General features: G+C 68.8%; 10 protein-coding genes. 7 read left to right on the top strand and 3 right to left on the bottom strand.

What is annotated here, in order from left to right; genetic code table 11:
• Positions 1-89: 89 nt before the first annotated feature.
• Positions 90-635 (bottom strand): META domain-containing protein, encoded by a 546-nt coding sequence (locus tag WT53_RS10385; RefSeq protein ID WP_059781278.1) that lies wholly within the window; start codon positions 633-635, stop codon positions 90-92.
• A gap of 216 nt (positions 636-851) precedes the next feature.
• On the opposite strand from WT53_RS10385, the gene purT reads away from it, so the two are divergent.
• From purT to WT53_RS10365, 4 genes are all read left to right on the top strand, one after another.
• Entirely contained in the window at positions 852-2066 is a 1215-nt protein-coding gene (gene purT / locus WT53_RS10380; RefSeq protein WP_034208026.1) for a formate-dependent phosphoribosylglycinamide formyltransferase, read from the top strand.
• Between the two features lie 18 nt (positions 2067-2084).
• The gene (locus tag WT53_RS10375) at positions 2085-2270 is read left to right on the top strand and encodes a DUF6726 family protein (protein ID WP_034208025.1); all 186 of its coding nucleotides are present in this window, start codon (positions 2085-2087) and stop codon (positions 2268-2270) included.
• A gap of 94 nt (positions 2271-2364) precedes the next feature.
• The gene (locus tag WT53_RS10370) at positions 2365-2745 is read left to right on the top strand and encodes an MliC family protein (protein ID WP_034208024.1); all 381 of its coding nucleotides are present in this window, start codon (positions 2365-2367) and stop codon (positions 2743-2745) included.
• A 373-nt stretch (positions 2746-3118) separates the two neighbouring features.
• The gene (locus WT53_RS10365; RefSeq protein ID WP_034208023.1) at positions 3119-4666 is read left to right on the top strand and encodes a DEAD/DEAH box helicase; all 1548 of its coding nucleotides are present in this window, start codon (positions 3119-3121) and stop codon (positions 4664-4666) included.
• 285 nt (positions 4667-4951) lie between these two features.
• On the opposite strand, the gene gluQRS is transcribed toward WT53_RS10365, so the two are convergent.
• Together gluQRS and WT53_RS10355 are read right to left on the bottom strand one after the other, a co-directional pair.
• The gene (gene gluQRS / locus WT53_RS10360) at positions 4952-5848 is read right to left on the bottom strand and encodes a tRNA glutamyl-Q(34) synthetase GluQRS (RefSeq protein ID WP_060259596.1); all 897 of its coding nucleotides are present in this window, start codon (positions 5846-5848) and stop codon (positions 4952-4954) included.
• A gap of 25 nt (positions 5849-5873) precedes the next feature.
• The gene (locus WT53_RS10355; RefSeq protein ID WP_060259593.1) at positions 5874-6728 is read right to left on the bottom strand and encodes a sulfurtransferase; all 855 of its coding nucleotides are present in this window, start codon (positions 6726-6728) and stop codon (positions 5874-5876) included.
• A gap of 217 nt (positions 6729-6945) precedes the next feature.
• Between WT53_RS10355 and dnaE the strand changes: the two genes are divergently transcribed.
• The 3 genes from dnaE (at position 6946) to WT53_RS10340 (ending at position 13210) form a co-directional block, all read left to right on the top strand.
• A complete protein-coding gene (gene dnaE / locus WT53_RS10350) occupies positions 6946-10479 on the top strand; it encodes a DNA polymerase III subunit alpha (protein ID WP_059825039.1) in 3534 nt (1177 codons plus the stop codon).
• Positions 10480-10792: 313 nt separating this feature from the next.
• Positions 10793-11881, top strand: coding sequence for a glycosyltransferase family 9 protein (locus tag WT53_RS10345; protein WP_060259590.1), 1089 nt, complete (start codon positions 10793-10795; stop codon positions 11879-11881).
• 150 nt (positions 11882-12031) lie between these two features.
• Entirely contained in the window at positions 12032-13210 is a 1179-nt protein-coding gene (locus WT53_RS10340; protein WP_060259587.1) for a glycosyltransferase family 9 protein, read from the top strand.
• Positions 13211-13262 lie beyond the last annotated feature (52 nt).

The raw sequence follows: 13262 nt of genomic DNA, 5'->3' as shown, positions 1-13262 counted from the left end.
CCGATTCATGCCGCGCGACGCACGTGGGTGGCACGTGCGCGTGGCGCGTCACGCGAAGGCGGCCGGTCGGCCTTCGCGCGCGCCGTTCATCAGGGGCTCCGCTGCGTGAACGTCAGCGTTGCGCCGGCTTGGGTCACGATCTGCAATTGCTGCGGCGCGCGCATCTGCACGCCGGTTTTCTCGATGTGGGCGAGCGCGTCGAGGTACGCGGATTCGAGCTGGCCGCCGAGCGTGTTCGGGCAGGCCATTCGCGTGCCGGCGAGCGGGCCGAAGCTCAGCAGGCCGTTCTTGATCGCGTAGGTGCCCATGTAGCGGTTGCAGCCCGAGAACCCGCTCGCGCGGCGGATGCCCGAGTCGGTCGACAGCGCGAGCTTGATCGGCTCGCCGTTGTCGCCGTGCGGGATCGCGCGCGGCGTGCCGTCGGCGTTCACCCAGCTGGTGAGCTCCCAGCTCGTGTCGTCGAGCAGCTGGACGGCGGCCGGGTTGTACGGGTCGGGTGCTGGGGCGGCGGAATCGGGATGGGTCGGCATCGCGCAGGCGGCGAGAAGCGTGGCAAGCGTCAACGCGCAAAGCGGCGCGCGCAACGGGCGAAGCAGGCCGGTGCGTGCGCGTGCGGCCGCGGACAGGTGGGACATGAGCCTCGTTCCTCTTCGGATTCTGATCAAGGCGTAAGAGTAACGCACCCGCCCCGCGGCAGGCGAGCCGACACTTCGCGCGCGAAAACGTTCGCGGCCCGCCCGCGGGCCTCGCGCGACCACGCGCGGGCGCGGCCAAACCGCCCAAACCGGCGCGGATGCCCGTGTTAACATCGAAGCCGTTTTCGTCCTCCAACAGAACCAGCGGGAAATCACATGCAGATCGGTCAGCGGCTCGGTACGCCGCTTTCACCCTCGGCCACGCGCGTCATGCTGCTCGGCGCCGGCGAACTCGGCAAGGAAGTCATCATCGCGTTGCAGCGTCTCGGCGTCGAAGTCGTCGCGGTCGATCGCTATCCGGACGCGCCGGGCCACCAGGTCGCGCATCGCGCGCACGTGATCGACATGACGGACCCGGCCGCGCTGCGGGCCGTCGTGGAAGCCGAACGGCCGCACCTGATCGTCCCCGAGATCGAGGCGATCGCCACCGACGCGCTCGCGGCGATCGAGGCGGCCGGCCTCGCCGAGGTGATCCCGACCGCGCGTGCGACGCAGCTCACGATGAATCGCGAAGGGATCCGCCGGCTCGCGGCCGAGGCGCTCGGCCTGCCGACTTCCCCGTATGCGTTCGCGGATTCGTTCGAGGCCTTCGGCGCGGCCGTCGCGACGATCGGCATGCCGTGCGTCGTGAAGCCGGTGATGTCGTCGTCGGGCAAGGGGCAGTCGGTCGTGAAGACCGACGCCGACGTGAAACCCGCGTGGGACTACGCGATGGCGGGCGGGCGCGTGAACCACGGCCGCGTGATCGTCGAGGGCTTCGTCGATTTCGACTACGAGATCACGCAACTGACCGTGCGCGCGATCGATCCGGCGACGCTCGACACGCGCACCTATTTCTGCGAACCGGTCGGCCACGTGCAGGTGGCGGGCGACTATGTCGAATCGTGGCAGCCGCAGCCGATGAGCGCGGCGGCGCTCGAGAAGTCGCGCGAGATCGCGCACAAGGTGACCGAGGCGCTCGGCGGGCGCGGGCTGTTCGGCGTCGAACTGTTCGTGCGCGGCGACGACGTATGGTTCTCCGAGGTGAGCCCGCGGCCGCACGATACGGGCCTCGTCACGCTCGCCTCGCAACGCCAGTCGGAATTCGAGCTGCACGCACGCGCGATTCTCGGCCTGCCGGTCGATCCGGCGCTCGGCACGCCGGCCGCGTCGGCGGTGATCTACGGCGGGCTCGACGAGCGCGGGATCGCGTTCGAAGGCGTGCGCGACGCGCTCGCGGTGCCGGGCGCGGACCTGCGCCTGTTCGGCAAGCCGGAAAGTTTCGCGAAGCGGCGCATGGGCGTCGCGCTGGCGACCGGCGCGACCGTCGACGAAGCCCGCGAACGGGCGAAGCGCGCTGCCGCGGCCGTTCGGCCCGTGTCGGCGCGCTGACGGAACGAGGAGAGGACGATGGCGTCGCGATGGTTGCGTATCGGAAAGCTGGGCGCCGCGCTGGCGCTCGTCGCGAGTCTCGCCGGCTGCGGCGTCGCGGCCGCGCCGTGCCGGGTGGCGTCGGCCGGGCTCAAGATCGTGCCGCTCGTCGGCCATCTCGCCGCGGCGCCGACCGATGCGTGCGCGGACGTGATCGATCCCTGATTCTGGCGATCGGCGCGATTTCCCCGCCGATCCTGCAAACAATAACCGCGCGTCCCGCAAGGGCGCGTTTCCAACGTCTCGTGAGAGGACCTGCATGATTCGCCACACCCTCGCCGCGCTTGCGCTCGCCGGCACCGCCGTTTCGGTCGCGCACGCCGCGCAACTGACCGTCGAGGAGATCGACGCCGACGCGCGCCAGCAAACCCTCTACCAGTGCGCGAACCACAAGCAGCCGGTGCGCGTGTCGTACTGGCTCGCGGGCAACGGCCAGAGCTTCGCGCTCGTGCCGGTGGACGGCAAGCAGATGCTGTTCGTCGATACGGTGTCGGCGTCGGGCGCGCGCTACCAGGCCGGCCGCTATACCTGGTGGACGAAGGGCAAGGAAGCGACGCTGCGCGACGAGATCGCCGACCCGCAGTCGCCGCCGCTGCTGGGCGACTGCGTGCAGGTCGAGAAGAAAAAGAAGAAGGGCTGAGCGGCGGACGCGCGCGCAGCGCGTATTCGCCTGCGTGACCTGCCGTCGGGTTGACGGCCGGGCGGCGGGCATGCCGGTGCGGGATTCCAGGATCGAGCCCCTAATATGGTTCGCTGGCCGATACGGATAGTCCGATCGGCCAATCGCCCGGTCGCGCGGGGCGGACAGGCACGCCGCGCGAGCCGCGGTCGCAGCCGTTCGCGGCGTTGTCACGGACAGATGCGCGCACGGTGCTACAATACGGCCCTTTCCGCCGGCATTCGCGCCGAACGGAGTCCGCACGGCCTGGCGTCCGGCGTTCGCATCGAACCGGTCCCAAGCACCAGAGCGGCGCCGCGCGGCGCGCCGCGGCTCCGTCTATTTCCGAATTGTGATGAGCGCAGGCCCGGCCGGCCTGACGCACGATGTCCCCGCCGCGCCTTTTGAGCGAAACGCCACCATGTCCGATTCTGTCGCCAAGCCCGTCGACGCAACCTTCGACCAATTCGGCCTTGCCGCCGATATCCTGAAAGCCATTGCGGAGCAGGGCTATACGACGCCGACGCCGATTCAGGCTCAGGCCATTCCGGTCGTGCTCGCCGGCCGCGACGTCATGGGCGCCGCGCAAACGGGCACCGGCAAGACCGCGAGCTTCTCGCTGCCGATCATCCAGCGTCTGCTGCCGCAAGCCAATACGAGCGCGTCCCCGGCGCGCCATCCCGTGCGGGCGCTGATTCTCACGCCGACGCGTGAACTCGCCGACCAGGTCGCCGCGAACGTGCACGCGTATGCGAAGCACACGCCGCTGCGCAGCGCGGTGGTGTTCGGCGGCGTCGACATGAACCCGCAATCGGCCGAACTGCGCCGCGGCGTCGAGATCCTGATCGCGACGCCGGGCCGCCTGCTCGACCACGTGCAGCAAAAGACGGCGAACCTCGGCCAGGTCCAGATCCTCGTGCTCGACGAAGCCGACCGGATGCTCGACATGGGCTTCCTGCCCGATCTGCAGCGCATCCTGAACCTGCTGCCGAAGGAGCGTCAGACGCTGCTGTTCTCGGCCACGTTCTCGGGCGAAATCAAGAAGCTCGCGTCGACCTATCTGCGCAACCCGCAGACGATCGAAGTCGCACGCAGCAATTCGACGAACGCGAACGTCACGCAGATCGTCTACGACGTCGCCGAAGGCGACAAGCAGGCGGCCGTCGTGCAATTGCTGCGCGATCGCGGCCTCAAGCAGGTGATCGTGTTCTGCAACAGCAAGATCGGCGCGAGCCGCCTCGCGCGCAATCTCGAGCGCGACGGCGTGGTCGCGTCGGCGATTCACGGCGACAAGACGCAGATCGAGCGGATGCAGGCGCTCGACGCGTTCAAGCGCGGCGAAATCGAGGCGCTGGTCGCGACCGACGTGGCCGCGCGCGGTCTCGACATCGCCGAGCTGCCGGCCGTGATCAACTTCGACCTGCCGTTCAGCGCGGAAGACTACGTGCACCGGATCGGCCGTACCGGTCGCGCCGGGGCGACGGGTGACGCGCTGTCGCTGTGCAGCCCGAACGAGCGCAAGCAGCTCGCCGATATCGAGAAGCTGATCAAGCGTCCGCTCGAAGTGCAGACGCTCAAGCTCGACAAGCCCGCGCGCCAGCGTCACGACGAGCGCGGCGGCGAGCGCAGCAGCGAGCGCGGTGGCGAACGGGGCGGCCGGCGCGAGCGCGACGAGCATCGCGGTGCAGCGGGTCGCCGCTCGGGCAGTTCCGAGCGTGGCGGCCATCATCGCCGGCACGAAGCGCCCGTCGACGATTTCTTCCTGAAACCGTACGAGCCGTCGGCGCCGGCGAAGCAGCCGGACGACACGCAGGCCGCGCAGCAGCCCGAGAAGAAAGGGCCGAAGCGTCAGGTCGCCGCGCTGCTCGGCGGGTTCGGAATGCCGCGCAAGCCGTCGGCGTAAGCCGGGCGAAGCGGCAGGGCGGCGCGGGAGCGCTGCCGGACAGGCGGGTACATGCGACGAGCATGTGCCCGTTTTTTCATTGGGCGATGCGATCGGGGCAGGGCGTGCGTGCGCGGGCGATTGCGTGCCGCGCGGGGGCGGATATTTCGATGCGATGCCGTTGCGCATTGCGCAACGACGGTAGCGGACGGAGCGCTCAGGCCTGCGTCACGCTTTCATGCGATCGGATTCGACGCCGACGGATGCAGGAACGTCGTCGGCATGGACCGGAGTCCCGCCGGCGATTCAACCGGCGCGCGGCCCGAAGCGACGCGCCCACGCATCGGTGGCGGCCGCGTAGAACGCGTCGATCGTTTGGCTCGGCAGATCGCCATCGTTCGACAGTCCGAGATGCGCGGCCGCGGCCCGCAGCGCCGGCAGCGGATCGTTGCGTTCGAGCGCCGTCGCGCCGGTCTGCTTGCTGAGCTTTTCGCCGTTGGCGTCGACGACGACCGGCACGTGCAGGTACGCGGGAGTCGGCACGCCGACGCAGCGCTGCAGATGGATCTGGCGCGCGGTCGAATCGAGCAGGTCGGCGCCGCGCACGACGTGCGTGATGCCGGCGTCGGCATCGTCGACGACGACCGCGAGCTGATACGCCCATTGGCCGTCCGCGCGTTTGAGCACGAAATCGCCGACTTCGGTCGCGAGGTTCTGCGATTGCGTGCGCTGCCAGCGATCGTCGAACGCGATGAGCGCGTCGTCGCCGTCCGGCACGCGCAGCCGCCATGCGCGCGCGGGTTTGCCGTGCAGGCCGGTGCGGCAGGTGCCCGGATACGCGAGCGTCGTGTGGCGTTCGTGGGCGGCGCGCAGCGAATCGGCGATTTCCTTGCGCGTGCAGCCGCACGGATACACGAGCCCCGCCGCGACGAGCCGCTCGAGCGCGGCCGTGTAGGCCGCGTCGCGCGTACTCTGCCAGACGGGCCGCTCGTCGGGCGTCATGCCGAAATGCGCGAGCGTCGCGAGGATGTCGTCGGCCGCGCCGGGCACCGTGCGCGGGCCGTCGAGATCCTCGATGCGCACGAGCCAGATGCCGTCGTGCGCGCGTGCGTCGAGCCAGCTCGCGAGCGCGCCGACCAGCGAGCCGAAGTGCAGCGGGCCGGTGGGCGATGGCGCGAAGCGGCCGCGATAGCCGTGGTTCATCGGCGGGGCGCGGTGCGACGCGCGGTTACGCGGCGCTGGCCGCCGTTGCGCAGGCCGGGCACGACTTGCCGGGCACGTAGTGCGGCGATTGTTGCGCTTCCGGCGTGACGACCGCGCGGCACGCGAAGCACGTGACCTTGTCGGTGGGCTGGAGCTGCGGGTTCAGCGCGGTGCGGTAGTCGAACACGAAGCAGTCGCCGTGATAGTGCGCGCCGCCGACTTCCTCGAAGTACTTCAGGATCCCGCCTTCGAGCTGGTACACGTTCTCGATGCCGATTTCCTTCATGTGGATCGCGGCCTTCTCGCAGCGGATGCCGCCGGTGCAGAACGACACGACCGTCTTGCCCTCGAGGTCGGCGCGATGCGCGTCGATCACTTCCGGGAATTCGCTGAACTTGTCGATCCGGTAGTCGAGCGCGTTGTCGAACGTGCCGACGTCGACTTCGAACGCGTTACGCGTGTCGAGCATCACGACCGGGCGGCCCGTATCGTCGTGACCGCGGTCGAGCCACGTCTTCAGCGTGCGGGCGTCGACGAACGGCGCGCGACCGAGTTCCGGCTTGATCGCGGGCTTTTTCATCGTGATGATCTCGCGCTTCAGGCGCACGAGCATGCGGCGGAACGGCTGCGAGTCGGACAGGCTTTCCTTGAACTGCAGCGTCGTGAACTTGCCTTCGAACAGCGGATCGTGGCGGATGTATGCGATGAACGCGTCGGTGGCTTCGCGCGTGCCGGCGATGAACAGGTTGATGCCTTCCGGCGCAAGCAGGATCGTGCCGCGCAGCCCGAGTTCGTTGCAGCGGGCGGTGACGAGCGGGCGCCATTGTTCGTTCGCGTCGAGCGAGACGAAGTGGTAGGCGGCGAGGTTGACGATGGTCATGATGGTCCGACGGGAAAACGGCCGCACGGCGGGCCCGCAAAAAAGGGTGCGAAGCCGGGGCGTTGATTCGAAAAACCGTATTATCCCGCAAACGGCGCGGGCATCGGTACCCGGCCGATCGGCCAACCGCGCGACGCGTCGCCGCGTGCATCGGCCGAACGGCCGAAGCGGGCATTTTTTGGGCAGCCTGCGCGGCGACGCGGCTACAATAGCGCCCATGTCAGATCCTCGCTTCGTCCATCTTCGCGTTCACTCCGAATTCTCGATCGCCGACGGCATCGTGCGCATTGACGACATCGTCAAGGCGGCGGCCGCGGACGGTCAGGGTGCGCTCGCGCTCACCGATCTCGGCAACGCATTCGGTCTCGTCCGTTTCTACCAGGAAGCCCGCGGCAAGGGCATCAAGCCGATCGCCGGCTGCGACGTCTGGATCGCCAATCCCGACGACCGCGACAAGCCGTCGCGGTTGCTGCTGCTGGTCAAGGACAAGGTCGGTTACCTGAATCTCTGCGAGCTGCTGTCGAAGGCGTGGCTCACGAACCAGTACCGCGGCCGCGCGGAACTCGACGCGAGCTGGCTCGACGGCGAGCGCGCGCAGGGGCTGCTCGCGCTGTCGGGCGCGCAGCAGGGCGATATCGGGCTCGCGCTGGCCGCGGGCAACGAAGACGCCGCGCGCCGTCACGCCGAGCGCTGGGCGCGGGTGTTTCCGGGCGGCTTCTACATCGAGCTGCAGCGTTACGGCCAGCCGGGCGCCGAGGCGTACATCCAGCAGGCCGCGACGCTCGCCGCGTCGCTGAAGCTGCCGGTCGTCGCGACGCACCCGACGCAGTTCATGACGGACGACGATTTCACCGCGCACGAGGCGCGCGTGTGCATCTCGGAAGGCGACATCCTCGCGAACCCGCGGCGCCAGAAGCGTTTCACGACCGACCAGTATTTCCGCACGCAGGACGACATGGTCGCGCTGTTCGCCGACCTGCCGTCGGCGATCGCGAACACGGTCGAGATCGCGAAACGCTGCAACCTGAAGCTCGAACTCGGCAAGCCGAAACTGCCGCTGTTTCCGACGCCGGACGGCATGTCGCTCGACGACTACCTCGTCCAGCTGTCGAAGGAAGGGCTCGAGACCCGCCTTGCGCAGTTGTATCCGGTCGAAGCCGAGCGCGACGCGCAGCGCGACACGTACTACAAGCGCCTCGAATTCGAGTGCGGGACCATCACGAAGATGGGCTTCCCCGGCTACTTCCTGATCGTCGCGGACTTCATCAACTGGGCGAAGAACAACGGCGTGCCGGTCGGCCCGGGCCGCGGCTCGGGCGCCGGCTCGCTGGTCGCGTACGCGCTCGGCATTACCGACCTCGATCCGCTGCGCTACAACCTGCTGTTCGAGCGCTTCCTGAATCCGGAACGCGTGTCGATGCCCGACTTCGACATCGACTTCTGCCAGCACGGCCGCGATCGCGTGATCCAGTACGTGAAGGAGAAATACGGCGCGGACGCCGTATCGCAGATCGCCACGTTCGGCACGATGGCCGCGAAGGCGGCCGTGCGCGACATCGGCCGCGTGCTCGACCTCGGCTACATGTTCACCGACGGCGTCGCGAAGCTGATCCCGTTCAAGCCCGGCAAGCACGTGACGATTGCCGACGCGATGAAGGAAGAGCCGCAGTTGCAGGAGCGCTACGACCACGAGGACGAAGTGCACCAGCTGCTCGATCTCGCGCAGCGCGTCGAGGGCCTCACGCGTAACGTCGGGATGCACGCGGGCGGCGTGCTGATCGCGCCCGGCAAGCTGACCGATTTCTGCCCGCTGTACACGCAGGGCGACGACGGCGGCGTGGTCAGCCAGTACGACAAGGACGACGTCGAAGCCGTCGGCCTCGTGAAGTTCGACTTTCTGGGTCTCACGACGCTGACGATCCTCGACTGGGCCGAGCGCTACATCCGCCGTCTCGATCCGTCGAAGGCCGACTGGTCGCTCGCGCAGGTGCCGCTCGACGATCCGGCCTCGTTCCAGATCCTGAAGAAGGCCAACACGGTCGCGGTGTTCCAGCTGGAAAGCCGCGGGATGCAGGGCATGCTGAAGGATGCGCAGCCCGACCGCTTCGAGGACATCATCGCGCTCGTGTCGTTGTACCGTCCGGGCCCGATGGACCTGATTCCGAGCTTCTGCGCACGCAAGCACGGGCGCGAGAAGGTCGACTATCCGGATCCGCGCGTCGAACCCGTCCTGAAAGAGACCTACGGCATCATGGTCTATCAGGAGCAGGTGATGCAGATGGCGCAGATCATCGGCGGCTACTCGCTCGGCGGGGCGGACTTGCTGCGTCGCGCGATGGGCAAGAAGAAGCCCGAGGAGATGGCCAAGCATCGCGAGATCTTCGCCGAGGGTGCGGCGAAGAACGGCCTCACGCGCGAGAAGTCCGACGAGATCTTCGACTTGATGGAGAAGTTCGCGGGCTACGGCTTCAACAAGTCGCACGCAGCCGCGTATGCGCTGCTCGCGTATTACACCGCGTGGCTGAAGGCGCACCATCCGGCCGAATTCATGGCGGCCAACATGACGCTCGCGATGGACGACACCGACAAGGTGAAGATCCTGTTCGACGACTGCGTCGTGAACAACCTCGTCGTGCTGCCGCCGGACATCAACCAGTCGCATTACCGGTTCGAGCCGGTCGCGGAAGCCGACGGCAAGCGCTCGCGCACGATCCGCTACGGTCTCGGCGCGGTGAAGGGCAGCGGCCAGAACGCGATCGAGGAAATCCTGCGTGCGCGCGAGGAAAAGGCGTTCACCGACCTGTTCGACTTCTGCGAGCGGATCGACCGGCGTGTGGTCAACCGCCGCACGGTCGAGGCGCTGATTCGCGCCGGCGCGTTCGATTCGCTGAACCCGAACCGTGCGCAGTTGATCGCGTCGGTACCGCTCGCGATGGAAGCGGCCGAGCAGGCCGAAGCGAATGCGATGCAGGCGGGCCTGTTCGACATGGGCGCCGAGTCGCCGCATGCGCATGCGCTCGTCGACGAACCCGCGTGGGACGACAAGCGTCGCCTGCAGGAAGAAAAGGCCGCGCTCGGTTTCTACCTGTCCGGCCACCTGTTCGACGCGTATCGCGACGAAGTGCGCCGCTTCGTGCGGCAGAAGATCGGTGACCTGAAGGAAGGGCGCGACAAGCTCGTCGCCGGCATCATCGCGTCGCTGCGCACGCAGATGACCCAGCGCGGCAAGATGCTGATCGCGCTGCTCGACGACGGCACGGGCCAGTGCGAGATCACGATCTTCAACGAGCAGTTCGAGGCGAACAAGGCGCTGTTCAAGGAGGACGAGCTGCTGATCGTGCAGGGGCAGGCGCGCAACGACGCGTTCACCGGCGGCATTCGCTTCACGGCCGATACCGTGATGGATCTTGAACGCGCGCGCAGCCGCTATGCGCAGGCCGTGCGGCTGACGATGAACGGCAACGCCGACGCGCTCGCGCTGCGCCGCGTGCTCGAGCCGCACGTGTCGAAGGACGATCCGGCCGCGGCGAACGCGGTCGACGCGCCCGCGCCGCGCGGCGGCGGCCGCGATGGCGGTCGGCGTCCGCCGCCGCCGCTGCCGAACGGGCTTGCAGTCCAGATCCACTACAGCAACGCACGCGCGCAGGGCGAAATGCGTCTGGGCGACGCATGGCGCGTGAAGCCGAGCGACGTGCTGCTGGCGGAGCTGCGCGCGGCGTTCGACGGCAGCGTCGTCGAAATCACGTACTGACCGCGCCCGCTTCGGCGGGTGTCGCGTCCAGGCGGCCCGTCGCATCGCCATCGTGCGGTGCGGCGGGCCGTTTTTACGTGCGACGGTAATCGGACTTGGGCTGGCCATCCGGACGCTATACAATCCCGCGCTGACCGTCCGAACGCCGCGCCTGCCGCGGGTTCGCGCGGCGAGCGACGCCGCGCCGGTGGCGCGCGAATAAACAGGGGCGGATCCATGCGGGGTGCGGCAACGCGCGGCGGTGTAGTCCCCGAACGGGATGCCGTGGAACGGCCCGTCTCGACGATAAAAAGCGGATTGTCACCACATGACCATGGCCAATGGGAACCCGACGCAGCGGATCCTCGTGATCCGGATTGATTTTCTGGGCGACATGCTGTGCACGACGGCGTTTCTCCGCGCGCTGAAGGCGCGTTGGCCGGGCGCGGAGCTGCATGTGGTCGCGAACCGCTACAACGCGGCCGCGCTGGCCGGAAACCCGAACGTGCACGCGATCCACACCTACGTGTACAGCCGTCAGTGCGAGCGCAACGACCGTCCGGGGCGGATGCGCGCATTCTTCGACCGGTTGCGGCTCGTGCGCCGTCTGCGCCGCTTGCGGTTCGACCTCGTGATCGTGCCGAACGGCGGCATGCATCGCAGCAGCATGCAGTTCGCGCGCCAGCTTCGCGCGAAGGATTGCCGCTGGCACGATGCCAGGACCGAATTCGACGATCGCAAGCCCGAGCATGTCGCGCAGCGGCCGATGTGCCATGAAGCGTTGTCGGGCTTCCGGCTCGTGCCCGAACTCGGCGATGCCGATCTCGACGGTCTCGAGCTGTCGGTGCATCCCGATCCCACGCTGCAGGAGGCGTGGCATCGCCTGCTCGGCCGGCGGACGAAGCCGCGCATCGGGCTGTTCGTGTCGAACAAGGCGGTCGAGCGCCGCTGGCCGGCCGACCGCTGGCGCGACCTCGGCGAGCGGCTCGCACCGATCGCCGACGTGATCGTGTTTCGCGATCCGGCCGTCGGCCGGGCTGTCGAAGACGAAGTATGGCGCGACGTGAATGCACGGCATGTCGCACCTGCGTCGATCGCCGAACTGGTGGCGGCCGCAAGCCTGCTCGATATGATCGTCTCGGCCGACAGCGCACCCGTCCATCTTGCGTCGGCGCTCGGCGTACCGGTGGCCGCGCTGTTCGAGGACCGTCCCGAGAAATACCTGCGCTGGCATCCGCTTGGCGTGCCGCACGTGATCCTGCGCGCGGGCCCGACCGTCGAAGCGATCGGCGTCGATGCGGTCGAGCGCGCGGTGCGCCATCTGCTGCCGCAGGCCGGCCATCGCGACGACGCTGCGGCCGATGCGAAGCATGAGCCGCCGGCCGCCGCCACGGCGGCCGCGATCGTCACGACCGCTTCGTAGTGCCGTGCGCGCCGTGCGGCCGCGTACCGCACGACGCCCCCGCGGGCGGGGCCGCATCGCGGCAGCCGGCGCGGCCGGTGCGCGACGCCGCGCCGGCTGCTGCAAAATCCTGTACATTGCCAGCCTTGTTCAGCCAGCCAGACGATCGCCGTGGCCCTGTTTTCTTCCGCCCGTCCGCCCCGAACCATCCTCGTTGCCGCGCCGCGCCGTATCGGCGACGTGCTGCTGACGACGCCGCTCGTCCGATCGCTGAAGGCCCGCTGGCCGGACGCGCAGATCGACATGCTGGTGTTTCGCGGCACCGAGGGCGTGCTCGAGCACAATCCGGACGTGCGGCGCGTGATCGTGGTCGCGCAGCGCGCGGGGTTTCGCGAGCGGTTGCGCGACGCGCTGTCGATATGGCGCCGCTACGATCTCGCGTGCGCGGCGCTGAGTTCCGACCGGCCGCGTTTCTATAGCTGGTTCGCCGGCCGCAAGCGGGTCGGTCTGGTCGACCCGAACCGTGTCACGTGGCTCGCGCGGATGATGCTGAACGGGATCGCGATCAATCACCACGAATCCGCGCATACGGTCGTCAGTACGCTCGCACTCGCGCCGGTGATCGGCATCGAGCCGGTATCCGAGGTCGTCGCACCCGGCATCGGCGACGATCCCGCGCGACGCGCGCGTTTCGACGCGTGGCTCGCCGAGTCGCCCGCGATCCGCGCCGGCAAGCCGCTGGTCGTGCTGCATCCGTATCCGATGTTCCGTTACAAGCAATGGCGGCTCGATGGCTGGGTCGACATGATCGGCTGGCTGCGCGAGCAGGGCTTCGCGGTCGCGCTGTCGGGCGGCCCGGCCGACCGCGAGCGCGAGTATGCGGAGCAGGTCGCGACCGAGGCGGGCGGCGACGTGCTGAACCTGGTCGGGCGCCTGACGTTCGGCGAGAGCGCGGAGCTCGTGCGGCGCGCGCGGCTCTTCATCGGGCCCGACACCGGCGCGACGCACGTCGCGGCCGCGACCGGCACCGACACGATTGCACTGTTCGGGCCGTCCGACCCCGTGCGCTGGGGGCCGTGGCCGCAGCACTGGCCCGCGACCGAGAATCCGTGGCCGCTGCGCGGCTCGGGCCGGCACGGGAACGTGTGGCTGCTGCAAGGGGAGGGGGATTGCGTGCCGTGCCGGCACGAAGGCTGCGAGCGTCATGTCGACAGCCGCAGCGACTGCCTCGTCCATCTTGGGGCGCAGCGCGTGAAGGCCGCGGCTGCCGAGATGCTCGGGCTGAATCCGCCGGGTCCGGCCGACGTCATCGTCGACACGTCGCGGCTGGGCCGCGCCGGACCCGATTGACGCCCGGCAAACGCGCGTTTTTCTTCGTTGGCCTGGGGCTTCGTTCCGCGGA

This window comes from Burkholderia sp. MSMB2157WGS (assembly GCF_001532755.1).
Classification (GTDB): Bacteria; Pseudomonadota; Gammaproteobacteria; order Burkholderiales; family Burkholderiaceae; genus Burkholderia.
Note: the sequence above shows the minus strand (reverse complement) of the source record. Positions and strands in the feature narration are given on the sequence as shown.

Bases quoted from the DNA above. Each gene is read 5' to 3' on its own strand.
- WT53_RS10385 (WP_059781278.1), bottom strand. From the start codon at position 635: ATGTCCCACCTGTCCGCGGCCGCACGCGCACGCACCGGCCTGCTTCGC.
- purT (WP_034208026.1), top strand. From the start codon at position 852: ATGCAGATCGGTCAGCGGCTCGGTACGCCGCTTTCACCCTCGGCCACG.
- WT53_RS10375 (WP_034208025.1), top strand. From the start codon at position 2,085: ATGGCGTCGCGATGGTTGCGTATCGGAAAGCTGGGCGCCGCGCTGGCG.
- WT53_RS10370 (WP_034208024.1), top strand. From the start codon at position 2,365: ATGATTCGCCACACCCTCGCCGCGCTTGCGCTCGCCGGCACCGCCGTT.
- WT53_RS10365 (WP_034208023.1), top strand. From the start codon at position 3,119: ATGAGCGCAGGCCCGGCCGGCCTGACGCACGATGTCCCCGCCGCGCCT.
- gluQRS (WP_060259596.1), bottom strand. From the start codon at position 5,848: ATGAACCACGGCTATCGCGGCCGCTTCGCGCCATCGCCCACCGGCCCG.
- WT53_RS10355 (WP_060259593.1), bottom strand. From the start codon at position 6,728: ATGACCATCGTCAACCTCGCCGCCTACCACTTCGTCTCGCTCGACGCG.
- dnaE (WP_059825039.1), top strand. From the start codon at position 6,946: ATGTCAGATCCTCGCTTCGTCCATCTTCGCGTTCACTCCGAATTCTCG.
- WT53_RS10345 (WP_060259590.1), top strand. From the start codon at position 10,793: ATGGCCAATGGGAACCCGACGCAGCGGATCCTCGTGATCCGGATTGAT.